22 protein-coding genes and 1 pseudogene are annotated in these 23,518 nt (G+C 34.5%); 18 read left to right on the top strand and 5 right to left on the bottom strand.

Annotated features, from left to right (window positions below; genetic code table 11):
* Positions 1-20: 20 nt before the first annotated feature.
* Both ANASTE_RS11335 and ANASTE_RS04755 read right to left on the bottom strand, forming a co-directional pair.
* Positions 21-476 carry a MarR family winged helix-turn-helix transcriptional regulator gene (locus ANASTE_RS11335; RefSeq protein ID WP_007049830.1) on the bottom strand — a complete coding sequence of 152 codons (456 nt, stop codon included), beginning with the start codon at positions 474-476 and terminating at the stop codon, positions 21-23.
* A 121-nt stretch (positions 477-597) separates the two neighbouring features.
* Positions 598-1,899 (bottom strand): bifunctional folylpolyglutamate synthase/dihydrofolate synthase, encoded by a 1,302-nt coding sequence (locus tag ANASTE_RS04755; RefSeq protein WP_007049829.1) that lies wholly within the window; start codon positions 1,897-1,899, stop codon positions 598-600.
* Positions 1,900-2,118: 219 nt separating this feature from the next.
* Here ANASTE_RS04755 and ANASTE_RS04750 point away from each other — a divergent pair, with 219 nt between their 5' ends.
* From ANASTE_RS04750 to ANASTE_RS04695, 12 genes and pseudogenes are all read left to right on the top strand, one after another.
* Positions 2,119-3,288, top strand: a complete 1,170-nt coding sequence (locus ANASTE_RS04750; protein WP_039945134.1) for an ABC transporter substrate-binding protein — start codon at positions 2,119-2,121, stop codon at positions 3,286-3,288.
* Positions 3,289-3,439: 151 nt separating this feature from the next.
* On the top strand, positions 3,440-4,318 hold the full coding sequence (locus ANASTE_RS04745) for a branched-chain amino acid ABC transporter permease (protein WP_007049827.1): 879 nt from the start codon (positions 3,440-3,442) through the stop codon (positions 4,316-4,318).
* 21 nt (positions 4,319-4,339) lie between these two features.
* Positions 4,340-5,347, top strand: coding sequence for a branched-chain amino acid ABC transporter permease (locus ANASTE_RS04740; RefSeq protein ID WP_007049826.1), 1,008 nt, complete (start codon positions 4,340-4,342; stop codon positions 5,345-5,347).
* A gap of 3 nt (positions 5,348-5,350) precedes the next feature.
* Positions 5,351-6,133: an ABC transporter ATP-binding protein gene (locus ANASTE_RS04735; RefSeq protein ID WP_007049825.1), complete on the top strand. Its 783-nt coding sequence runs from the start codon at positions 5,351-5,353 to the stop codon at positions 6,131-6,133.
* A gap of 1 nt (position 6,134) precedes the next feature.
* Entirely contained in the window at positions 6,135-6,842 is a 708-nt protein-coding gene (locus tag ANASTE_RS04730; protein WP_007049824.1) for an ABC transporter ATP-binding protein, read from the top strand.
* 254 nt (positions 6,843-7,096) lie between these two features.
* Positions 7,097-8,758, top strand: a complete 1,662-nt coding sequence (gene ilvB, locus ANASTE_RS04725) for a biosynthetic-type acetolactate synthase large subunit (RefSeq protein ID WP_007049823.1) — start codon at positions 7,097-7,099, stop codon at positions 8,756-8,758.
* A 16-nt stretch (positions 8,759-8,774) separates the two neighbouring features.
* Positions 8,775-9,272 (top strand): acetolactate synthase small subunit, encoded by a 498-nt coding sequence (ilvN, locus tag ANASTE_RS04720; protein ID WP_007049822.1) that lies wholly within the window; start codon positions 8,775-8,777, stop codon positions 9,270-9,272.
* Between the two features lie 58 nt (positions 9,273-9,330).
* Positions 9,331-10,326 (top strand): ketol-acid reductoisomerase, encoded by a 996-nt coding sequence (gene ilvC / locus ANASTE_RS04715; RefSeq protein WP_007049821.1) that lies wholly within the window; start codon positions 9,331-9,333, stop codon positions 10,324-10,326.
* 12 nt (positions 10,327-10,338) lie between these two features.
* Complete coding sequence (gene ilvD, locus ANASTE_RS04710; protein ID WP_007049820.1) at positions 10,339-12,003, top strand: dihydroxy-acid dehydratase; 1,665 nt, start codon at positions 10,339-10,341, stop codon at positions 12,001-12,003.
* 140 nt (positions 12,004-12,143) lie between these two features.
* The gene (gene cls, locus ANASTE_RS04705) at positions 12,144-13,679 is read left to right on the top strand and encodes a cardiolipin synthase (protein ID WP_039945620.1); all 1,536 of its coding nucleotides are present in this window, start codon (positions 12,144-12,146) and stop codon (positions 13,677-13,679) included.
* A 204-nt stretch (positions 13,680-13,883) separates the two neighbouring features.
* Positions 13,884-14,861, top strand: a complete 978-nt coding sequence (locus tag ANASTE_RS04700) for an ABC transporter substrate-binding protein (RefSeq protein WP_039945130.1) — start codon at positions 13,884-13,886, stop codon at positions 14,859-14,861.
* Positions 14,862-14,982: 121 nt separating this feature from the next.
* Positions 14,983-15,933: pseudogene (locus ANASTE_RS04695) on the top strand (ABC transporter substrate binding protein); the annotation flags it as partial.
* A gap of 67 nt (positions 15,934-16,000) precedes the next feature.
* On the opposite strand, the gene ANASTE_RS04690 reads toward ANASTE_RS04695, so the two are convergent.
* Entirely contained in the window at positions 16,001-16,663 is a 663-nt protein-coding gene (locus ANASTE_RS04690; RefSeq protein ID WP_039945127.1) for a nitroreductase family protein, read from the bottom strand.
* 20 nt (positions 16,664-16,683) lie between these two features.
* Positions 16,684-17,052, bottom strand: a complete 369-nt coding sequence (locus ANASTE_RS04685; RefSeq protein WP_007049816.1) for an ArsR/SmtB family transcription factor — start codon at positions 17,050-17,052, stop codon at positions 16,684-16,686.
* Between the two features lie 257 nt (positions 17,053-17,309).
* Between ANASTE_RS04685 and ANASTE_RS11940 the strand changes: the two genes are divergently transcribed.
* From ANASTE_RS11940 to fba, 6 genes are all read left to right on the top strand, one after another.
* Entirely contained in the window at positions 17,310-18,263 is a 954-nt protein-coding gene (locus tag ANASTE_RS11940; protein ID WP_007049815.1) for an ABC transporter permease, read from the top strand.
* A 3-nt stretch (positions 18,264-18,266) separates the two neighbouring features.
* On the top strand, positions 18,267-19,061 hold the full coding sequence (locus tag ANASTE_RS11935) for an ABC transporter ATP-binding protein (protein ID WP_007049814.1): 795 nt from the start codon (positions 18,267-18,269) through the stop codon (positions 19,059-19,061).
* 265 nt (positions 19,062-19,326) lie between these two features.
* Positions 19,327-19,749: a hypothetical protein gene (locus tag ANASTE_RS04670; protein WP_007049813.1), complete on the top strand. Its 423-nt coding sequence runs from the start codon at positions 19,327-19,329 to the stop codon at positions 19,747-19,749.
* A gap of 2 nt (positions 19,750-19,751) precedes the next feature.
* A complete protein-coding gene (mnmL, locus tag ANASTE_RS04665; protein WP_007049812.1) occupies positions 19,752-20,699 on the top strand; it encodes a tRNA modification radical SAM protein MnmL/YtqA in 948 nt (315 codons plus the stop codon).
* Positions 20,700-20,714: 15 nt separating this feature from the next.
* Positions 20,715-21,533, top strand: coding sequence for a GTP pyrophosphokinase (locus ANASTE_RS04660; RefSeq protein ID WP_007049811.1), 819 nt, complete (start codon positions 20,715-20,717; stop codon positions 21,531-21,533).
* A complete protein-coding gene (fba, locus tag ANASTE_RS04655; RefSeq protein ID WP_007049810.1) occupies positions 21,533-22,468 on the top strand; it encodes a class II fructose-1,6-bisphosphate aldolase in 936 nt (311 codons plus the stop codon). Before ANASTE_RS04660 ends, fba begins: the two co-directional genes overlap by 1 nt.
* 40 nt (positions 22,469-22,508) lie before the next feature.
* Here the strand turns inward: fba and ANASTE_RS04650 are convergent, their stop codons facing one another.
* Complete coding sequence (locus ANASTE_RS04650; protein ID WP_007049809.1) at positions 22,509-23,429, bottom strand: DUF2589 domain-containing protein; 921 nt, start codon at positions 23,427-23,429, stop codon at positions 22,509-22,511.
* Between the last annotated feature and the right edge of the window lie 89 nt (positions 23,430-23,518).

Genomic DNA, 23,518 nt, shown 5'->3' with positions numbered 1-23,518 from the left:
TGTCTTTTCCTTTCTCTGATTTAATTTTTGTAAATTTCCACTATTTCCTTGAAGATGTCCAAAAGTTGTTTTATTTTTTCTTCTCCAAGTTTATTGGCTATTTCCATTAATTGAGTAAATTTGTCCTCAAATGCTTCGTTTAAAATCTGTATACCTTCCTCTGTAATACTGACTTTAAATTTCCTTCTGTCATTTTCTTCAAGTACCCTTATGATATACCCTTTTTTTTCAAGACTGTTCAGAGTCTGAGTTATTGCGGGTCTTGAAAGTCTGCTTTTATCGCTTATTTTTGAAGGATAAATTTCATCAACTTTGTTTTCTTTCTTTTCTCTTAAGAGAATAGTAAGCAGAAAAAATTCTGATTTGGGTAAAACAAGATGACAGTCCATTTTAGGAGTAAAAATTTTATTAATGGAATGCAGATAATAAACAAATTCTTTTAGTTCTTTTTTTAATGTTTCATTATCTTCTTTCATTTGATCATTCCTCTCTTTAAAAAAAAAAGCAACAAATAGTTAAGTTACTTAATTATTTTGTTGCTTAATTATAATCTTGCTATATATAAAAGTCAATAGATTTTAATGTTTTATTTTAAATTTAATTTATAAGATTTTTTAGCTTTGTTCTGACTTCTCCGATTAAATAGAGTGACCCTACAAAAGCATATATTTCATCGCTGTTTTTATCAATTATGCCCGCTATTTCGTCACTTTCATCCAAATAAGTTGCTTCAATATGATTATCGACTTTTTTTATTTTTTCATACATATCTTTGCTTGTATATGCTCTGTTGTTATTCGGAGTCAGTGTATAAATCTTTTTAGATAGCGGTATAAGCTTTTTTAATGCACTGTCGATATCTTTATCAGCCAGCATTCCGAAAAATAGAGTTATTTTTTTATCTTTAAAATATAATTTTATATTTTTTACAAAGCTTTCAATACCTTCTTTGTTGTGTCCTCCATCGAGTATGATATAAGGTTTTTTATTAAATATTTCAAATCTTCCATTAAAATGTATATTTGTCAAGGCTTTTTCAATATTACATTTATTTATTTTATAACCATCTTTTTTTAGTGTTTCAAGTGCTTTTATGACGGTAAGTACATTATATATTTGATTTTCTCCAAGAAGGGATAATCTGAATTTCTCAAGACCGAATTCATTTTCCTTTTTGTAATAAAGCTCACTTCCGTCAATATCAGTTTTGATCAATTCTATATCTCTTTTATTTCCTATGATATATGAGGTATTTTTTTCTTTTGATATCCTGATAAGCTCGTCCAAAGCTTCTTTATGAGAGGGGTATAAAATAACCTTGCTGTTTTCTTTTATTATGCCGCCTTTTTCATAAGCTATTTGTTTTAAAGTATTTCCCAGATATTCGGTATGGTCAAAGCTTATAGAAGCTATGATCTCCAAAATCGGATCATCAATTACATTCGTAGCGTCCAGCCTTCCTCCAAGCCCCACTTCCAAAATGACGATATCCACATTCTTTTCTTTAAAATAATAAAGTGCCATTGCGGTTATGATTTCGAATTCCGTAGGGTGATTAAGCCCTTCGGATATCATTTCGTTTATTTTCTCTTTTACTTCGGTTAGATAATATGCAATGTCTTCATCTGGTATATCCATGTTATTTGTTTTTATTCTTTCGTTGAACTTTTCAAGGAAAGGGGAGGTATAAAGTCCCACGTTATATCCCGCCTGTGTAAGTACTCCGTTAAGCATAGTGGAAATGGAACCTTTACCGTTGGTTCCTGCTATATGGATGACTTTTAGATCCTTTTGCGGGTTACCTAGCCTATCCAGTAAATTCAATATATTATCAAGCCCCAAAACGGAGCCGAATTTATTTGTCATGTGTATATATTCTATTGCTTCTTTATAATTCAAAATATCATATCCTCCTACAAAAACTTAGGGATAATTATAGCATAATTCGTAATAAAAATACTTAATATATAATATTTTTTTAATTTTCTGAAAATTGTATCATTTTGACTTGACAAAAGAAAATTGTAAGGGTAATATAATAACAATTATTAGTATTTTCTTTGAAAGATAAGATGGGAAAATATAGGAAAAATTATATTAAAATAAGGGGTAATGAAAATGAAAAAAACTATGAAAAAAGCAGCAGCTTTAGTTCTTGCATCTATGATGCTTGTTGGTTTTACCGCCTGTGGCGGCAGTGATTCTGAAAGTAAGGGCGACACTATCAAAATCGGTGCCAACTACGAACTTTCAGGAGACGTAGCTACTTACGGACAAGCTTGTACAAAGGGTATCGAAATGGCAGTTGCTGAAATCAATAAAGACGGCGGAGTAAACGGCAAACAAGTTGAAGTAGTTAAAATCGATAATAAATCGGATAACAACGAAGCTATGAGTGCCGCTACAAAACTTGCTTCAAAAGAAGGCGTAAGTGTTATGATAGGACCTGCTACATCAGGTGCATTCAAAGCTACTATTTCAGCTGCAAATCAATATAAGGTTCCTGCTATAACTTGTTCAGGTACTTCTGATGATATCACAGTAAAAGAAGATGGTTCCGTTCAGGATTATATCTACAGACTTTGCTACACAGATACACTTCAAGGAAGCAAAATGGCAGAATTCGCTGCTAAAAAATTAGACGCTAAATCTGCTATCGTATTAGCTGATAATTCAAATGACTATTCAAATGGTCTTGCAAAAGCATTTGAAGCTAAATTTAAAAAGGACGGCGGAAAAGTAGTTTCAACAGAAACATTTACAGCTCAAGATAAAGACTTTGCTCCTGTTCTTACAAAGATCAAAGATAAAAAAGCAGATGTTATATACCTACCTGGTTACTACACAGAATGTTCATTGATCATCAAACAAGCAAGAGATCTTGGTATAGATCTTCCTATCTTAGGTGCTGACGGATACGACTCTCCTTCAATGCTTGAAACAGCAGGTAAAGATGCTCTAAAAGATGTATATTTTACAAACCACTATGCTGCCGATGATAAATCAGATGTAGTTCAAAACTTCGTTAAAGCATATAAATCAGCAAACAACGATGAAAACCCTGGTGCTTTTGAAACATTGGGTTACGATGCAGCTAAATTTGCATGTGATGCTATCAAGAGAGCCGGAAGCGCCGAACCTCAAAAAGTTGCTGAAGCTTTAGCAGCTACAAAAGATTTCAAAGCTGTTACGGGTACATTATCAATCGATAAACAACATAACCCTGTAAAAGAAACAGTTGTACTTGAATTCAAAGACGGTGTGGCAACATTCAATACTAAACTATAATTTAATATTTTGAAATTTATTATTTAACTAAATAAATTTTAAGTAAAGTGGTAGGTGATACTTACCACTTTACTATAGTTTAAGGCTATAATTAAAACGATATATTATATGGTTTTACAATATCTTTAAATAAACAATGGGGGTATAAAATTTGGAACAATTTATTCAGCAAATCATTAATGGTATATCCATCGGGAGCATTTATGCTTTGATAGCGCTCGGTTATACCATGGTATACGGAATTATCAATTTAATCAACTTCGCCCACGGTGATATATTAATGGTCGGAGGATACATAGGATTTTTCTGTGCATATACTTTGGGGATTGGATTTATTCCCGCTACTTTGATAGCTATGGTCGTTTGTGCACTGCTTGGCGTGGTAATAGAAAAAGTTGCTTACAGACCTCTTAGAAATGCACCTAGGATCACTCTTTTGATTACGGCAATAGGTGTCAGTTTCTTGCTTGAGTATGCAATGATGTATTTCGTCGGTCCTGATGTAAAAACATATCCTTCAGGATTTTTCGGGCTTGGTTATATAAGTTTGGGCGGATTATCTATTTCAAGTGATAAATTAATGGTTACATTGATCACACTTGTTTTAATGGTGGCTCTTCAATTCTTGATAAGCAAGACAAAGATAGGTAAATCTATGAGAGCCGTTTCTTCGGATCCGGATGCGGCTCAGTTAATGGGTGTCAGTGTAGATAAAGCTATTTCATTTACTTTCCTTATCGGTTCTGCATTAGCAGCCGTTGCGGGAGTTATGTACGGGGCTATGTTTACCATAAATCCTTTATCAGGTATGACGCCGGGGTTAAAAGCGTTCATTGCCGCTGTATTCGGCGGGATAGGGAGTATCCCGGGTGCGATAGTCGGCGGAGTATCTCTCGGACTTATTGAAACTTTGGTCAGCGGATACTTGTCGAGTGCATATAAAGATGCGGTTGCCTTTGCGATACTGATTATAATCCTTATAGTAAAACCTTCCGGTTTACTAGGTAAAAATAGGAAAGAAAAGGTATAGGAGGCAGTATAATGAAATTTTTTGATTTTTTTAAGTAAAAAAGATGAAAGTAAAATATCGGGACTCAGTGATAATTTACCGACATTGTTAATCTTTATTGCCGCTTATGTAATAATAAAGCTTTTAATAGTCGTAGGTATAATTTCTCCGTTCTATGAAACTGTTGTACTTAAACTTTGTATAGATATAATCCTTGGTCTCGGTCTTAACCTGATTACCGGTATTACCGGACAATTTTCTTTAGGGCATGCGGGATTTATGGCTATAGGTGCATATACAAGTGCTTTGATGACGCTTAGGATATCATCTTCTCCCGTAATGATTATCTTAGCGGTGATCTTAGGCGGTATATTATCGGGTTTCTTAGGTTTCCTAATTGGTATTCCAACCCTTAGACTTAGGGGAGACTACCTTGCAATTGCAACCTTGGGTCTTGGCGAAATAATAAAAATAGTAATACAAAATGTAGATCAGACAATTCTCGGAGGAGCAGCGGGTCTTTCTTCGATACCTCTTTATTCTTCGTTTGAATTTTGTTTTATATGTATGGTCATATGCTACTTTGTAATAACGAATGTGCTTAAATCCTCATTCGGAAGGGCTTGTATTTCGGTTAGAGAAGATGAGATAGCTTCAGAATCTATGGGTGTAAATGTCACAAAGGCAAAGATACTTGCATTTATAATAGGTACGTTCTTTGCTGGTGTTGCAGGTGCTTTATACTCAGGTTACGTAGGTGTAATCCAGCCTAAAAACTTCGGATTTATGAAATCTATCGATATTTTGATGATAGTTGTATTGGGCGGACTCGGAAATATCAACGGAACCATAATTGCGGCATTTATTTTGAATATAGTTTCATTCGCACTTCAGGATTTTGCAGAGCTTAGAATGATACTTTATTCATTACTTCTTATTGCAATAATGCTTATTAAATCGGGAGAAACTCCTTTCTTTGTAAAATTAAGAGAAATGTTTTCCATTGAAAATATGAAAAAGAAATTAAATAGCAGGAAAGCGGAGGAATAGTTTATGGCGATATTAAAAATAGAAGACTTAAGTAAAAGCTTTGGCGGCTTAAAAGCTGTTTCTCATGTAAATATAAATGTTGAAAAAGGTGAATTGATAGGTCTTATCGGACCTAACGGGGCAGGAAAGACTACCATATTCAATCTTTTGACCGGAGTTTATGTTCCGACAAGCGGTAAAATCGAACTTAAAAACGATAAAACGGGAGACAGCATATTAATAAACGGGCTTAAACCTTATATAACTAGCAGTTTCGGTATAAGCAGGACTTTCCAGAATATCAGGCTTTTCAGAGATTTATCTGTTCTTGATAATTTAAGGATAGCTATGCACAAAAGAGTTAAGTATAATGTGTTTTCCGCAATATTCAGAACAAAGGCTTACAGGGAATGCGAAAAAATATTCTATGAAAATGCAATGGCTATACTGGATTTTGTGGGGCTTGCAGATAAAAGAGATGAGCTTGCGGATAATCTTCCTTACGGAGAACAAAGAAAGCTTGAAATCGCAAGAGCGGTTGCCACCGGAGCAAGCGTTATATTTCTTGACGAACCTGCCGCAGGTATGAACCCAAGCGAAACCGAAGAGCTAAGAGTTTTGATTGAAGATTTAAGAAAAAAATATGAGCTTACGGTTATCCTTATCGAACATGATATGAAATTCGTAATGGAAATCTGCGAAAGGATATATGTTTTGGACTTCGGTACGATAATTGCCGAAGGTACACCTGAGGAAATCAAAAATAATGATAGAGTTATCAAAGCTTATTTAGGGGAGGAAGCGTAATATGTTCTTTGAAATAAAAGATTTAAATGTGCATTATGGTGCTATTCATGCCCTAAAAAATGTTTCTTTACAAGTAAACGAGGGTGAAATAGTTACCCTAATAGGTTCAAACGGTGCAGGAAAGACCTCCACTCTCAGAACTATTTCAGGACTTGTTCCGAAATCAAGCGGCACTATCGAATTTATGGATAAGCCTATTGAAAATACAAAGGCGACGGATATAGTAAAAATGGGTATTTCTCATGTTCCCGAAGGAAGAAGGATATTTTCGGACATGACAGTTCTTGAAAATCTTGAAATGGGTGCTTACCTGAGAAATGATAAAGATGGTATCAAAGAAGATATACTTGATATATATAATAAGTTCCCGAGACTTAAAGAAAGAAAAAGTCAGTTGGCAGGAACTTTAAGCGGCGGGGAACAGCAAATGCTTGCCATTTCGAGAGCTTTGATGTCTAAGCCTAAGTTCTTACTTTTGGATGAACCTTCGATGGGGCTTGCTCCTGTTATCGTACAGGATATATTTAAGCTTATTAAGCAAATAAACGAAGAAGGTACAACTATCTTCCTTGTTGAACAAAATGCAAATATGGCTCTTTCGATTTCAAACAGAGCATATATCCTTGAAACCGGAGAAGTTGTCATGAGCGGAAACGCAGGCGAACTTTTGGAATCCGACGATGTCAAAAAAGCTTATCTCGGAGGATAAAAAATTTATTTGGTTTTAGATAATTAAAAATAATAAAACAAAAATAATTGCTTCCCATTAATTTTAATTAGTGGGAAGTTTTTGTAAATATTTAAGTGAAATTAATGTAAGTATTTGTTACAATATATAAAAAGACTTAGAAATATAAAAAATTCAGAAAATTCTGAAATAATTTACTCTAAAGTCTTGTACTTTGTATACAAAATTGTATATAATAGAAAGGTCAATAAAAATTTAGAAAAGGATGATGCGATATGAAATTAACAGGTTCTGAAGTTTTAGCAGAAGTATTATTAGAGCATGGTGTTGATACCGTTTTTGGCTATCCGGGAGGGGCTGCTTTAAACATCTACGATGTTTTATACAAGTACAGTGACAAAATCAAGCACGTCCTTACGGCACATGAACAGGGTGCTGCTCATGCTGCCGATGGTTATTACAGAGCGACAGGTAAGACGGGTGTTGTAATTGCGACAAGCGGTCCGGGGGCTACCAACTTGGTAACCGGGATTGCAACGGCATTTATGGATAGTATCCCAATGATTGCCATTACGGCGAATGTTCCGGATAATTTGATAGGAAGAGATTCTTTTCAGGAAATATGTATTACGGGAGTGACACTTCCCATTACAAAGCATAATTTCTTTGTAAATAAAGTTGAAGATCTGGCACCTGCCCTCAGAGATGCTTTTAGGATCGCAAACAGCGGAAGAAAAGGTCCTGTTTTGGTGGATATAACCAAAGATGTGACCGCCGCACTGACTGAATATGAAAAGTCTGAACCTCTTTTATTATATAAAAATCCGGTTGCAAAAGAAGAAGATATCGAAGAAGTCGCAAAACTTATAAACGAATCGGAAAAACCGGTCATATATTTCGGAGGCGGTGTTGTTGCTGCCGAAGCATTGGATGAATTGAACGAGCTTTTATCAAAAGGTGATATACCCGCAACCAATACTTTGATGGCAACGGGTGTTTTGGGATACAACAACAAAAGAAGGCTCGGTATGATAGGTATGCACGGTACCGTAGCCGCAAATAAAGCAATACATAATGCAGATTTGGTTTTGGCTCTCGGAACGAGATTCAGCGACAGAGTTGCGCTTAATCCGAACAAATTTGCAAGTCATGCTAAAAAAATTCAAGTAGATCTTGATATGAGTGAAATAAATAAGAATGTATTTGTACATAAAAGCGTTATAAGTGACGTAAAGGATTTCTTAGTTAAATTATTACCTTTGATTGAAAAGAGATCCCGTAAAGAATGGATAGACCAAACATTACTTTGGAGGAAAACTCCCGTAGAAGATAAGTATTATAAGGGAGATTTGCATCCGGGAGATATCGTAACCACCGCATGTGCAATGGCGGATAAGGAACCTATAATCGTTACGGATGTAGGACAGCACCAAATGTGGGCGGCACAGTATCTGAAAAATGTGAAGCCGATAAAATTCCTAACCAGCGGCGGGCTCGGAACTATGGGATATAGCTACGGAGCTGCTATCGGTGCAGCAGTGGGTTCACCGGATAAAAGAGTTATCCAGTTTGTCGGAGACGGTTCGTTCCATATGTGTTTAAATGAAGCTTGTACCGCAGTTAGTCAAAATCTTCCAATAATAACCATTATAATGAATAACGGTGTTCTCGGAATGGTTTATCAGTGGCAGACAGTCTTTTATGAAAAAAGATATTCTCAAACTGTGTTAAACAGAAAAACAGACTTTGTAAAACTTGCCGAAGCATTCGGATTAACGGGTTTTAGGGCTGAGACTTTGGAAGAATTCGAAGATATTTATGAAAAGGCACTAAAAATAGACGGCCCTGTTTGGATAGATTGCAGGATAGAAGAACTTGAAAGAGTTCTGCCTATGATACCTAACGGCGGAACCGTAGATGATATGATAATTAATTAAATAAAGGAGAATTAACATGGCTTATAGAAAAGAAGTTATAAGCATTTTGGTTGATAATCAATCAAATGTCTTAACAAGGATTGTCAGTTTGTTTGGAAGACGTGGTTTTAATATTGATTCTCTTACAGTATCTACCACAAATGATAAAGACATATCAAGGATAACTATTGTTTTTAACGGTACAGATCAGTCTTTATATCAAATCATGACTCAGACTAAAAAACTGGAAGTCGTAAAAGATATATTTACACTGGATTCAAGCAACTCTTTATACAGAGAACTATTGCTTGTGAAAATCAAGACCGATAAGACCGAGAGAACTTCTCTTAAGGAAATAGTTGATATTTACAGAGGTAAGATAATAGATTTATGCAAAGACAGCATGATCATCGAGCTTACCGGAGCGCCGGAAAAGCTGGACGGATTTATGAATATGATAGACTGCTACGATGTAGTAGAGGTCTGCAGGACAGGTATTACAGGTATTGCAAGAGGACTTGAACCTGTAAGATAAAATAGCTAATTAATAAAATTAATTATAAATTATACATACAAAAGGAGATATATTTAAAATGATTAAAAAGTATTATGATCAAGATTGTAATTTAGGTTTATTAGACGGAAAGACAGTAGCTATCATCGGATATGGTAGCCAGGGACATGCTCATGCTCAAAACTTACATGAAAGCGGTGTTGATGTTGTTGTAGGTTTAAGACCAGGCTCTGCAAGCGTTAAGAAAGCTGAAGAAGCAGGACTTAAAGTTATGGATATCGAAGCTGCTGCTGAAGCAGGGGATTTGGTAATGATGCTGGTTCCTGATGAATTAGCTGCTGATATCTACAAAACTCAGGTTGCTAAACATATGAAAGAAGGCAACGTATTGATGTTTGCTCATGGTTTTAATATCCATTATAACCAAATCGTACCTGCCAAAGACATCGATGTTATCATGGTTGCTCCTAAGGGGCCGGGACATACTGTTAGAAGTCAGTATGTTGAAGGCAGAGGAGTTCCTAGTTTGATAGCTGTATATCAAGATGCTTCAGGTAAAGCTAAAGATTATGCACTTGCATATGCTGCGGGTATCGGAGCAGGCAGAGCGGGGATTTTGGAAACATCATTCAAAGAAGAAACAGAAACTGATTTATTCGGTGAACAAGCAGTTCTTTGCGGCGGTGTAACAGAACTTATGAAAGCAGGTTTCGATACTCTTGTTGAAGCGGGTTATGAACCTGAAATGGCATATTTTGAATGTATCCATGAAATGAAACTTATCGTTGACCTTATAAACAGCGGCGGATTTGAAATGATGAGATACTCTATTTCAAATACAGCTGAATACGGAGATTACAGAACAGGTACAAGACTTATAACAGAAGATACAAGAAAAGAAATGAAGAAAGTTCTTCATGAAATCCAAGACGGTACATTCGCAAGTGAATTCATCCAAGAATTCAAATCAGGCGGAAAAGCTAAATTCTTAGCTACAAGAAGAAAAGAAACAGAACATCTATTATGTAAAGTTGGTGCAGAACTTAGAAAAATGATGAGCTGGTTAAAAAAATAGGAGATACATATAATGGGCTTAAGAAGTGAAAATGTTACTAAGGGTGTAGAAAAGGCTCCCGCAAGAAGTCTTTTCTATGCCATGGGATATACAAAAGAAGAGCTAAACAGACCTCTCATCGGTGTTGTTAATGCTAAAAGCGAAATTGTCCCTGGTCATATGCACTTGGATAAAGTTGCCGAAGCCGTAAAGGCGGGAATAAGAATGGCGGGAGGAACACCAATAGAAGTTCCTTCGATCGGTGTTTGTGACGGTATTGCCATGGGACATGACGGTATGAAATATTCTCTTCCTAGCCGTGAAGTTATTGCAGACAGCGTTGAAACGATGGCTATCGCTCATTGTTTTGACGGTTTGGTATTGGTTCCTAACTGTGATAAAATCGTACCCGGAATGATTATGGCTGCTGTAAGACTTAATATTCCTACAGTTGTTTGTTCGGGCGGGCCTATGATGTCTGGACTTGTAAAGGGAGAAGAAACTTCTCTTTCAAAGATGTTTGAAGCCGTAGGTGCAAGAAAAGCGGATATGATAAACGACGAAGAATTACTTGAATATGAAGAAAATACATGTCCGGGATGCGGTTCATGCTCCGGAATGTATACTGCAAATTCAATGAATTGTCTTTCTGAAGCTGTTGGTATAGCACTGCCCGGTAACGGAACTATACCCGCTGTTGAAAGCGGAAGGATAAGACTTGCCAAAGAAGCCGGTATGGCAATAATGAATTTGGTTGAAAAAGATATCAAAGCGAGAGATATAATCAATGAAAAGTCTATCAGGAATGCACTTGCCTGCGATATGGCTCTCGGATGTTCATCAAACAGTGTACTTCATTTATTAGCTATTGCAAATGAAGCCGGTGTTGAACTTAACCTTGAAATATTCAACGAATTCAGTTCAAAGGTTCCAAACCTCTGTCATTTGGCTCCTGCAGGCGGCACTCATATGCATGACTTGAACAGAGCAGGCGGACTTAGAGCTGTTTTAAATGAACTTGATAAAAAAGGACTTATAGATACTTCTCTTATGACGGCAAACGGTAAGACAGTAGGAGAAAATATCAAAGGTCATGAAATTAAGGATGTTAACCTAATCAAACCGGTAAGCTGTCCTTACAGTGAGACAGGCGGTATTGCTATCCTTTGGGGCAATATAGCTAAAGACGGCTGTGTTGTAAAGAGAAGTGCCGTTGATAAAAGTATGCTCAAACATACGGGCCCTGCAAGAGTATTCAACTGTGAAGAAGATGCTATTGACGCTATTTACAACGGTAAAATAGTTGACGGAGACGTGGTTGTCATTCGTTATGAAGGACCGAAAGGCGGTCCGGGTATGAGAGAAATGTTAAATCCTACTTCAGCACTTGCTGGAATGGGACTTGATAAGACGGTTGCTCTTATTACAGACGGAAGATTTTCAGGTGCATCGAGAGGCGCTTCAATAGGTCATGTTGCTCCGGAAGCTTACGACGGAGGAAATATCGGACTAATCGAAGAAGGAGATATCATCGAAATAGATATCCCGGCTTCAAAAATCAATGCAAAAATCACAGACGAAGAATTCGACAACAGAAGAAAATCTTATGTTTGTCCTAAAGATCCTGTTAAAAGCGGCTGGTTAGCCAGATATCAAAGAAACGTTTCATCTGCAGATAAAGGCGCGGTAATGAAATAAAACAGTTTAAAAGACCACTCAAGTGGTCTTTTTTGTTGTTTAAAGAAATAAAAAATAAAAATAATAATTATTATGGAAAATATGGACTTTCGAATTTTGTAATGCTATATTATATTAAAAGACAACTTAAGAGGGAAACAATGAAATTTTTAGACAAAATATTTAGCAGAATAGTTATTTTCGGACTTTTATTATTATTTCAAGCATTTATGTTGTTTTATTTAGTATTTGCTCTCGGAGAAAGTGTAAATGAAGTTTACGGAATTCTTTTATTTGCAAGTATCCTGACAGTGGCTTATGTAAACACAAGAAACATGAACCCTGCGTATAAACTCGGCTGGGCTATAGTTATTATGGGTTTTCCTTTCTTTGGGATACTTTTCTATTTGGCTGTCGGAAATAAGAAACCGACAAGAAAACTGAAGAAAAAATTAAGCAGAGCAAGTGAATTTGCTCACAGGATGCTACCGCAGGACGCAGATACGATAGAAGAAATCGTAAAAGAAGATCCTATGGTTGCGGGAAATGCAATGTATATATCCAATTACGGTCCTTATCCTATGTGTAAAAATACAAAAACAAAATTTTACCCTGTGGGTGAAGACGCTTTTGTAGATATGATAGAGGAGCTAAAGAAGGCTGAAAAGTATATATTTATCGAGTATTTCATCGTTCACGAAGGAAAAATGTGGGATACTATTTTAGATATTTTGGAAGAAAAAGTAAAAGAAGGGGTAGATGTAAGGTTTATCTATGATGATGTAGGTTCTCTTACGGTACTTCCTAGCAAGTATCACAGAGTACTTGAGAAGAAAGGTATCAAGACTATCGTATTCAATCCTTTTGTACCTTTTTTATCTCTCGTGATGAATAATCGTGACCATAGAAAGATAACGGTCATAGACGGTAAAGTAGGTTTTACCGGAGGTATAAATTTATCCGATGAATATATAAATGAAGTAGAAAGGTTCGGTCACTGGAAAGATAACGCCATTAAGCTGGAAGGTGAAGGTGTATGGAACCTTACCATAATGTTCCTTGAAATGTGGAATGGGTTAAGACCTACCGATAACGAGCTTGCATATGAAAAGTTCAAACCCGATTACAGCTTTGCCGCTGATTATAAAGATGAAGGTTATGTTCAGCCATACAGCGATTCTCCTTTGGATAATGAAGTGTTATCGGAAAATGTATATATGAATATATTAAATTCCGCAAGGGATTATGTATATATATATACTCCTTACTTGATAATAGACAATGAAATGACCACAGCTTTGACTTTAGCCGCAAAAAGAGGTGTTGATGTAAGAATAGTTATTCCTGGGATACCTGATAAAAAGACTGCATTTGAGCTTACAAAGTCCTTCTGCCCCGAGCTAATCAACAGCGGAGTGAAAATTTATCATTATACACCGGGATTTCTGCATGGAAAATGTTTTGTTTCAGATGATAAAGTTGGAACGGTCGGGACTGCAAATATGGATTACAGAAGTCTATATCTTCATTTTGAATGCGGAGTATATTTGTATAAAACAAAAAGTGTCATGGAAATCAAGGATGATATGCTTAAAACATTTGAAAAGAGCGAAAGACGATATAACAAGAGAAACAAGCTTCCGATTATATTCAAGATTTACAGAAGCCTGCTAAGATTATTTGCTCCTTTGATGTAATAGTACTGAATAAAATAAAATATAAAGTTTATTGCAGATGGATATTATCCATCTGTTTTTATTATTATTTATTTTTTTATGTTTAATTATATTAATAGATGATTATTATATAAAGTCATATGGTAAGTTTACAGAAAATTCTTGACACTTTTTGATATTTTGGTTACAATTAATTCAATATAGAAAATTATGGGGAGATTTAAAATGACAAAGAAAATAATATCTATGATGCTTTGTTTGGGACTAATACTAGGTCTTACCGCTTGCGGTTCAGGCGGAAGTTCAGACAAAGTATACAAAATCGGTGTACTTCAACTCGTTCAGCATGATGCTTTGGATAAAGCAAACGAAGGTTTTATGAAAGCCTTGGAAGAAAAAGGTTACAAAGACGGCGAAAAAATCAAGCTGGATTATCAAAATGCTGCAGGGGATCAATCAAACTGCCAAACTATTTCCGATAGTTTTATAAATGATAATAAAGATTTGATACTTGCTATCGGTACTCCTGCCGCACAAGCTGTAGCAAATAAAACCAAAGATATTCCTATTTTGGTTACTGCAGTTACAGACCCAGCGGATGCGGGACTTGTTAAATCAAATGAAAAACCTGAAACAAACGTATCGGGAACAAGTGATTTAACTCCTGTAAAAGAACAAATCAAGCTTTTAAAAGAAATATTGCCAAAGGCAAAAAAAGTCGGTATTTTATACTCAACAAACGAATCTAATTCTATCCTACAAGCTAAGCTTGCAAAAGAAGCTATAAAAGCAGAAGGTATGACAGCTGTTGACGCTACAGTATCAAGCTCAAATGAAATTCAGCAGGTAACCGATGCGGTATCTGATAAAGTAGATGCTTTATATGTTCCTACTGATAACATGATTTCTGCGGGTATCGCTACTGTTTCCATGGTTGCAAACGAAAAGAAAGTTCCTATCATATGCGGTGAATCAGGTATGTTAAAAGGCGGAGCTCTCGCAACATACGGAATCGACTATTACAATCTCGGATATAAAACGGGTCTACAGGCTGTAGATATATTGGAAGGAAAGATGAAAGTCAGCGATATGCCTATCGGTTATCTTGACCAAGAAGATTTGGAAATGGCTGTAAACGAAGATGCTGCTAAAACTTTAGGTATTACAATTCCTGACAGCGTAATGAGTAAAGTAAAAAAATAATCAATTAAGTGATTGAGTATTCGTATTTCTGCTCTGTTTAAGGGTAGAAATACATGTTTTTATAATATTATAGGAGTTTAAAACGTAAACATTAATTAATTATAATAAGGGGAGAAATTTTATGTTAAAGAAAATATTATCTGTTATGCTTTGTTTCGGCATGATGATGGGGCTTGCAAGCTGCGGGAGTTCCTCATCGGGTTCCGATAAAGCATATAAAATAGGTGTGTTACAATTAATTCAGCATGATTCATTGGATGCTTCTTATAAGGGCTTTGTTGCTGCTTTAAAAGAAAACGGATATGAAGACGGAGATAAAATAAAAATAGATTTCCAAAATGCTGCGGGGGATCAATCAAACTGTCAAACCATTTCCGACGGATTTGTGAATGACGGTAAAGATTTGATTTTAGCTATCGGTACACCTGCCGCTCAAGCTGCCTCAAGCAAAACAAAAGATATTCCTATCTTGATAACTGCAGTTACAGACCCTGCGGATGCGGGACTTGTTAAATCAAATGAAAAACCTGAAACAAACGTATCGGGTACGAGTGATTTAACTCCTGTAAAAGATCAGCTTGAAGTATTAAAAGAGTTTTCACCAAAAGCTAAAAAAGTAGGTCTTTTATATTCGTCAAACGAAGCAAACTCTGTTTTGCAGGCTAAAATAGCTAAAAAAGAAGCGAAGAAATTAGGACTTACAATCGTAGAAGGTACAGTATCAAGTTCAAATGAAATCCAGCAGGTCACTTCTTCAATAGTAGATAAAGTAGATGCGATCTATATTCCAACGGACAATACGTTTGCCGCAGGTATGGCTACGGTTGCACTTGTTACGAATGAAGCAAAAGTTCCAGTTTACTGCGGGGCACAAGCTATGGCTACTGACGGCGGTCTTGCTTGTTACGGTATAGATTATTATGACCTTGGTTATAAAACAGGTATTCAGGCTATTAAAGTTTTGGAAGGAAAAGCTAAAGTTAACGACATGCCAATCGAATATTTAAATGGGGATGATTTAAAACTTGTAGTTAATAACGATACTTTAAAAACTTTAAATATGAAAGTTCCGGATAATTTAAAAAGAATAAACTTTGTTAAAATAAAAAAACACCCACATGGGTTGTTTTTTTTGTTATTTATATGTCAAAGCATTTTCTATTCGAACCTATTTCAAAATGATACTTTACTATTCCTAGGTCAAGTTTCGAATAAAATCCTTTTAGTGCATGTACCGATACTTTGTCTTCATTTATATCAAATATAAATTTTTGTTGATTTGTTGCTGTCGGTACCAAAAGAGCGGCTTCTATTCCGTCCTTAAACCAATCCGGCATATGATCATCATTTTTGACTACTTCTTTTATGGATTTCGATTTGCTTTTTACTCCGTTTGTTTTCCCGTAACCCACCGCTATAGTGCAGTATATTTTTTCATCTTTTTTTAGGTCGTAAGGTATTTTTCTTTTACCGTAAGTGAGAGCTACCCAACATGTATTTAGTCCCAGCATTTGTGCTTTTAAAACTATTTCTTCTCCGAAATATCCGCACATTTCATCAGTACCTTTATCTTTTTTACCTATAAGAACGATATAATTATTCACATTTTCGAATTTTCCGTAGTGTGCCATAAATGTATCAAAAGCCTTCGGTTCATCTAGGAATAATTTTATATTAAGTCCTGATTTTTTATTGCACTCTTCTATTATATTGATTAATTTTTCTTTTACGTCTCCGTCTATTTTTTTATTAGTGTAACTTCTCATGGAATGTCTCTGTGCTATTGCTTTTTTAATGTCCATCTTTATCTCCTCTATAATTTTTATTCTTGATTTTCATTGGGATATCCCCATGACGAAGCATTTTGTATCATGTCATATACGTCATCCGTTAAATTTTTAATTTCTTTCCAAATCGTTTTGTTTGCATTTATATAATAAAAATTCATAGTTCCTTTTTTATACATGGAAATTATATTTGCTTCTTTTAAAATTTTTAAGTGATGTGAAACGGCAGGACGGGAAAGATAAGTTTTATTGGTTATTTCTCCTACTCTCATGCCTATTTTATCACTTTCCAAAAGCGCTATGATTATATTTTGCCTCGTTTCATCTCCTAAAGCCACAAAGGCATTTTTACAATTTTTAAATTTACTAGATAAGCTTAATCTCTGTTTTTTACAATCGTCCATTATAAACTCCTTTGTTCAATAGTTTAAACAATTATACTATATTTTATTTATAAATGATCATTGGGAAAGAAATTCGAGACGATTGATTTTTTATAAGCATTTTTAATCGCTTTATATTCCTTCTATAACCTTATAAAAAAGTATTTTTTTATTGAAAAGTTTTGTAAATAATAGTAGAATAGAAATAATAGTGAAATGGATATTATTTTTATTTCTTTTTTTATTTTATTATAAACAGTAATTTCAGGGGGTAGAGAATGGAACTATTTATGGGTATACTCAAGAACCTTCCCGATGCCATCAGTTTAGGTATATTATGGGGAATAATGTGTCTTGGCGTATATATAACATTTAAAATATTAGATATAGCGGATCTTACAGTTGACGGGACTTTTGCTCTCGGAGGATGTATCACTGCTACGCTTGTAGTATCGGGAGTAAATCCTATTTTGAGTTTGATTGCGGCAACTTTGGCGGGTATGATAGCAGGGTATGTTACCGGTTTTTTACATACTAAACTTAAAATCCCTGCAATCTTGGCAGGTATCCTTACCATGCTTTCACTTTATTCCATAAATTTAAAGGTGTTGGCAGGAAAATCAAATTTAGCTATGCCTCAAATCGGCGGAGGAAACGTTAAGACTGTTATCGATATTATAACTAACCTTACAGGGCTTTCAAACAGAAGTGCCACTTTGGTTTTCGGTATTATAATCGCAGTTATATGTATGGTAGTGCTTTATTGGTTCTTCGGAACGGAAATAGGTTCTGCAATAAGAGCTACGGGTAATAACGAAGACATGGTAAGAGCACTGGGTGTGAATACCGATACCATGAAAATCATAGGACTTGTTATTTCAAACGGACTCGTTTCTCTTTCAGGAGCCATGGTAGCTCAGTCTCAGAGATACGGAGATGTAGGAATGGGAACGGGTACCATCGTAATAGGGCTTGCGTCGATAATCATCGGAGAAGTCATTTTAACTCACGCACGTTCTTTTAAAACAAAACTTTTCAGTGTGGTTTTAGGTAGTATCATATACAGAGTGATCATAGCGGTTGTACTCAGACTCGGTATGAACCCTAACGATTTAAAATTATTAACTGCTATTATCGTTGCACTTGCTCTTTCTCTTCCTATTATTAAATCAAAGCTTAATATGAGAAAGAAAATAAAAATAAATAAAGAAATCAACGGCGGGGAGGTGTAGAAAATGCTTAAATTACAAAATATAAATAAGACATTCAACGAAGGTACAATAAATGAAAAGAAAGCATTGATAGATATAAATCTACACTTGAACCCTCAGGATTTTGTAACTGTTATAGGCGGTAACGGAGCGGGAAAATCTACAATGTTAAATATGGTAGCCGGCGTATATCCCGTTGACAGCGGTAAAATCACTCTTGCGGACCATTTGATTACAAATCTCGACGAACATAAAAGAGCAAGGTGGATAGGAAGAGTATTCCAGGACCCTATGAGAGGTACCGCTTCGGATATGATGATAGAAGAAAATCTTGCAATGGCGAACAGAAGAGGGGATAAGAGAGGTTTTGCCTGGGGAATCAAGAATGAAGAAAGAGAAGAATACAAAGAGCTTCTTAAAACTCTTGATCTTGGTCTTGAAGACAGATTAAGTGATAAAGTAGGTCTTTTGTCAGGAGGACAAAGACAGGCTTTAACACTCCTTATGGCGACTTTAAAGAAACCGGAGTTGCTTCTTTTGGACGAACATACTGCAGCCCTAGACCCTAAGACTGCGGCTAAAGTTCTTAAAATCACGGATAAGATAATTGAAAAAGATAATTTGACCGCACTTATGGTAACTCACAACATGAGAGACGCCATCAAATATGGAAACAGACTTATAATGATGTATGAAGGTCATATAATATACGATGTTAGCGGAGATGAAAAGAAAAATCTCGAAGTGAAAGATTTGCTTGAAAAATTTGAGATGTGTTCGGGCGGAGAATTCGCAAACGACAGAATGTTATTATCATAAATTCAGGAGTGCAGATTTACTGCACTCTTTTTTATTTTAGAAATAAATTTAACTCATGATTTTAAAATTGAATAAAAAATAAATAAAAAAAGAAAATAGGAAAAAACAGTCAAAATTACTGAAAGCGTTTATATGAAGCATAATGAAAGATAAGGAAAGTTTTTGATATTATGGAAAAGATAATTTGTATCGTAAATGCACTTCACATTTTATATAAATTGTGGTAGAATACTTATAAATAAAAAAAGCGTACGAGGTGATTAAAATGGTTAAAATTATCGGTGGTGCAGAAGGCACCGGAAAGACAAAAAGACTTATAGACTTAGCTAACAATGAAAACAAAGAAACGAAAGGGCTTCAAGTCTATATCGATTCATCATTAAACCACTCAAGAGAAGTTATGACTCAAATCAGATTTATAAATACATCTGAATTCCATATCGCTTCTTCTGAAATGTTCTTCGGATTTTTATGCGGACTTATCGCGGGAAATTACGATATAACAAAAATATACATAGACGATATTTTATCAATCATAAATGCAAAACATTTGGAAACTGCAATAGCTTTCTTAGATCAGCTTGAAGCATTTACCAAAGAATATGAATGTGATATTACTCTAACTCTTGGCGCGAGAGATGAAGATGAATTAAATCTTCTTAAAAAATACGAATATCAAGAAGCGTAACATTGTATACTAAATTTTCTACTAAATTAAAGGAGAAATATTCTTCTAAGGTTTATAAAATACCAATTAGTATCGATACGACCTGTCCGGTAAGAGATGGGAGTATATCTAAAGGCGGATGTATATTTTGTGGTGAAAAAGGTGCAGGCTATGAAAACGGCGACTGCAAAGAATCAATAACCAAACAAATAAACGATAATTTAGATATTTTTGTTAATAAATATAAGGCTGAAAAGTTTATATTATATTTCCAAAATTTTACTAATACATATATAAAGCTTTCTACTTTTAAAAATAACATTATAGAAGCTGTAAACGCAGTGGATAATGCGGTGGCGATTTCGATTTCTACCAGACCTGACTGCATCGACGGCGATTATCTTGACTTTTTAAAAGAAGTAGAAAATATGTATCATCTTGATATAATCATCGAACTTGGATTACAGTCAGTAAATAATGAAACACTGAAAAAATTAAATAGAGGTCATACTCTTGCAGATTATTTAAAAGCTGCTCTTCTTATAAAAAGTTATGATTTTGAAATTTGTACGCATATAATTGCTTCCATTCCATACGACCGTGATGAGGATTTGGTGGAAGCGGCAAAAATACTTAGTATTTTAAATACAAATAGCGTAAAAATTCACTCTTTATATATTGAAAAAAATACAATTTTGGGTAAAATGTATGAAGAAGGAAAAATCGAAATGTTAGAACTTGATGATTTTGTAAGAAGAGTAGTTTTATTCTTGGAGAATTTAAGTGAAAATATTGCGGTTGAAAGACTGGTTTCCAGAGTTCCCAAAGAAGAAGATGTGTTATTTTTAAACTGGGATAGATCACACTGGGTCATTCAAGATATGATAATAGATGAGATGAAAAAACAAAATACTTATCAAGGTAAAAAGTATAAAGCATATGAAAAAGGACTTCTTGATAAGTTTAAGTAAAAGGAGCATGATAAGGTGCTTGAAAACAGCGTAAATTGGGAAGATTTTTTATACCCATATAAGCAGGCAGTAGACGAGCTTACTTTAAAGTTTGAAACAATAAGAGACCAAAAATTAAAAACCGGACAGTATTCAGAGATAGAAGAAGTTCACGGAAGAGTAAAAAAAGTAAGCAGTATACTGGAAAAGTTAGATAAAAATGATTATAATATTGAAGATATTGAAACTAAGATAACCGACCTTGCCGGAATTAGGATAGTATGTCAGTTTGAAGAAGATATAAATAAAGTTGCAAGCCATATTGCAGGCAGAAATGATATGAATATCATCATCAAAAAAGATTATCTTTCCAATCCCAAGGAAAGCGGATACCGTTCGGTACATCTTGTAATAGAATATCAAGTCCATACCGCTTTTGGTGTCAAGGATATATTATGTGAAATTCAAATAAGGACACTGGCAATCAATTTTTGGGCTACCATAGAACATTCCCTCAATTATAAATACGAGGGGGATATACCAAAGGAAATTTCCGAAAGACTCAAAGCAGCTGCTGTAAAGGTCAAAGATTTAGATCAGGAAATGAGTGCAATACGTGATGAAGTAATGCATGCACAAAAATTATTCAGGGCAAAGAAGAATGCCACACTTATGACAAGTCAATATATATCTCTTCTAAATAAGATGGGATATTTGGAATTAGGGAATAAATATGTTAAAATATTTACAAAGTTATCGGAAAAAGATGACACCCTACAGCTTATGCTTTTGGAAAAAGAACTGGAAGCAAAAGTTAAAAATTTAGTAAAAAAAGAAAACAAAGGAGAACAATAATGGCTTTAATCTCAAGCAAAGAAATTTTACAAAAAGCAAAAGAAGGAAAATATGCAGTAGGTGCTTTCAATGTTAACAATATGGAAATTATCCAAGGCATCGTTGAAGCAGCTGAACAAGAAAATGCACCTGTAATCTTACAAGTATCAGCAGGAGCTAGAAAATACGCTAAATCAGTTTATTTAACATCTTTAGTAGATGCTGCTATCAAAGATACGGGAGTAGATGTAGTACTTCATCTTGATCATGGTGACAGTTTTGAACTTTGTAAATCTTGTATCGATGACGGATTTACATCTGTTATGATCGATGCTAGTAAATATGACCTTGAAAAAAATATTGAAATCACAAAACAAGTTGTAGAATATGCTCATGACCATGGTGTTACAGTTGAAGCTGAACTTGGTAAATTAGCGGGTGTTGAAGATGCAGTTAAAGTTGCAGCTAAAGACGCTACTTACACAGACCCTGAAGAAGCTGCTGAATTCGTAGAAAAAACAGGTGTTGACTCACTTGCTATAGCTATCGGTACTTCACATGGTGCTTATAAATTCTCAGGTGAACCTAGCCTTGATTATGCAAGACTTGAAAAAGTTTGTGAACTTATACCAAACTTCCCAATAGTACTTCACGGTGCTTCATCTGTACCTCAAGAATTTGTTGAACTTAACAACAAATACGGTGCAAAAATTCCGGGAGCTCAAGGTGTACCTGAAGAAATGCTGGCAAAAGCTGCTAAATTAGGTGTTGCTAAAATCAACGTAGATACAGATATCCGTTTAGCAATGACAGCTGCTATCAGAAAAGTATTCGTAGAAGAACCTGAAGTATTTGATCCAAGAGGATATTTGAAACCTGCAAGAACTGCTGTTAAAGATATGGTTGCTCACAAAATGCAAGTATTCGGATGTGCCGGTAAAGGCGGACTTAAATAGTTTTATATGCTAATAAAAAGACCACATTTAAGTGGTCTTTTTATTTATTTTCAGATTTATGTTTTATGACTTTTAACAATATAACATCATTAATTATCTGAAATAAAGGATCATCTTCTAATGATAAAGGTTCTTTTATTAAATCTTTATCTATATTATCAATTACCATTTCATATTTCAGAGAATTTATATTTTTAAAATCATTTACTAGGATATTAATATCTTTTTTAAATATATCCAATGCATTTTTATATTTGATTTTCTCTTCTTCGGTGTTGCTTTTTTCGATAAGGTTATTATAGATTTTATCATAATATTCTATTTTTGCTTTTGCACATAGCTCTATCTTTTCTATTGATTTTTTTATTAATTCATCTACTTGATTTAAGTAGTCTGAAGAAATATTATCTTGTATTACTTTATCCTTTTCTGCGTTGTTCTCTTTATTATTTTTAATAGATACCCTTTCATTAATATCTTCAAGTAATATTTTAAGACTCTCTGGTGCCATTTCATTTACTGTTTTTAAATTTACTTCATATTTACTTTCGTTCGTATTTCTTTTTGTATTTTTGATGTGAGAAGATTTAGAGCCGTTAATACTAATATCAATCATACTAGATTTTGCATTTTCATTATTTTCAGGTATTTTATTATTTAAATTATCTTTCGTAGTATCTTTGACCTCCATATCAAATAATATATTTATTTCGTCCATATTGAGACTTGGTATAGGTACGAGAGCCAACAAAGGTACATCTATATTTATTTTATTGTTTTCATCATCCTTGATTTTATATTTAAAAGATACTGTTCTTTGTTCATTTTTATCAAAATTTACATTTTGAATAAAATCGGCAGTTGATTTTGCCAATTGTTCGTTAGCGTCAACTGAAGCTTTAAGCGGAGCACCTATTAATTTTTCAAAATCTAATCCCGTAAACTTATCATTTATTGACATTATATAATCATCCTTTCCTTTTAGTAGATTTTAGCATATAAAGTTTATTACTATAATAAATAAATTTAAAATAAATTATAATGTAAAAG

Origin of the sequence: Anaerofustis stercorihominis DSM 17244 (assembly GCF_000154825.1) — a bacterium.
Lineage (GTDB): Bacteria > Bacillota > Clostridia > Eubacteriales > Anaerofustaceae > Anaerofustis > Anaerofustis stercorihominis.
The sequence above is the reverse complement of the archived record's forward strand: the minus strand, read 5'-3'. Positions and strand labels throughout refer to the sequence as shown.

Excerpts from the sequence above, each read along its gene's own strand:
- cls (WP_039945620.1), top strand. The coding sequence starts at position 12,144 with ATGAAATTTTTAGACAAAATATTTAGCAGAATAGTTATTTTCGGACTT.
- ilvC (WP_007049821.1), top strand. The coding sequence starts at position 9,331 with ATGATTAAAAAGTATTATGATCAAGATTGTAATTTAGGTTTATTAGAC.
- ilvD (WP_007049820.1), top strand. The coding sequence starts at position 10,339 with ATGGGCTTAAGAAGTGAAAATGTTACTAAGGGTGTAGAAAAGGCTCCC.
- fba (WP_007049810.1), top strand. The coding sequence starts at position 21,533 with ATGGCTTTAATCTCAAGCAAAGAAATTTTACAAAAAGCAAAAGAAGGA.
- ANASTE_RS04700 (WP_039945130.1), top strand. The coding sequence starts at position 13,884 with ATGACAAAGAAAATAATATCTATGATGCTTTGTTTGGGACTAATACTA.
- ANASTE_RS11335 (WP_007049830.1), bottom strand. The coding sequence starts at position 476 with ATGAAAGAAGATAATGAAACATTAAAAAAAGAACTAAAAGAATTTGTT.
- ANASTE_RS04650 (WP_007049809.1), bottom strand. The coding sequence starts at position 23,429 with ATGTCAATAAATGATAAGTTTACGGGATTAGATTTTGAAAAATTAATA.
- ANASTE_RS04670 (WP_007049813.1), top strand. The coding sequence starts at position 19,327 with ATGGTTAAAATTATCGGTGGTGCAGAAGGCACCGGAAAGACAAAAAGA.
- ilvB (WP_007049823.1), top strand. The coding sequence starts at position 7,097 with ATGAAATTAACAGGTTCTGAAGTTTTAGCAGAAGTATTATTAGAGCAT.
- ANASTE_RS04730 (WP_007049824.1), top strand. The coding sequence starts at position 6,135 with ATGTTCTTTGAAATAAAAGATTTAAATGTGCATTATGGTGCTATTCAT.
- ANASTE_RS11935 (WP_007049814.1), top strand. The coding sequence starts at position 18,267 with ATGCTTAAATTACAAAATATAAATAAGACATTCAACGAAGGTACAATA.
- ANASTE_RS04690 (WP_039945127.1), bottom strand. The coding sequence starts at position 16,663 with ATGGACATTAAAAAAGCAATAGCACAGAGACATTCCATGAGAAGTTAC.
- ilvN (WP_007049822.1), top strand. The coding sequence starts at position 8,775 with ATGGCTTATAGAAAAGAAGTTATAAGCATTTTGGTTGATAATCAATCA.
- ANASTE_RS04735 (WP_007049825.1), top strand. The coding sequence starts at position 5,351 with ATGGCGATATTAAAAATAGAAGACTTAAGTAAAAGCTTTGGCGGCTTA.
- ANASTE_RS04685 (WP_007049816.1), bottom strand. The coding sequence starts at position 17,052 with ATGGACGATTGTAAAAAACAGAGATTAAGCTTATCTAGTAAATTTAAA.
- ANASTE_RS11940 (WP_007049815.1), top strand. The coding sequence starts at position 17,310 with ATGGAACTATTTATGGGTATACTCAAGAACCTTCCCGATGCCATCAGT.
- ANASTE_RS04750 (WP_039945134.1), top strand. The coding sequence starts at position 2,119 with ATGAAAAAAACTATGAAAAAAGCAGCAGCTTTAGTTCTTGCATCTATG.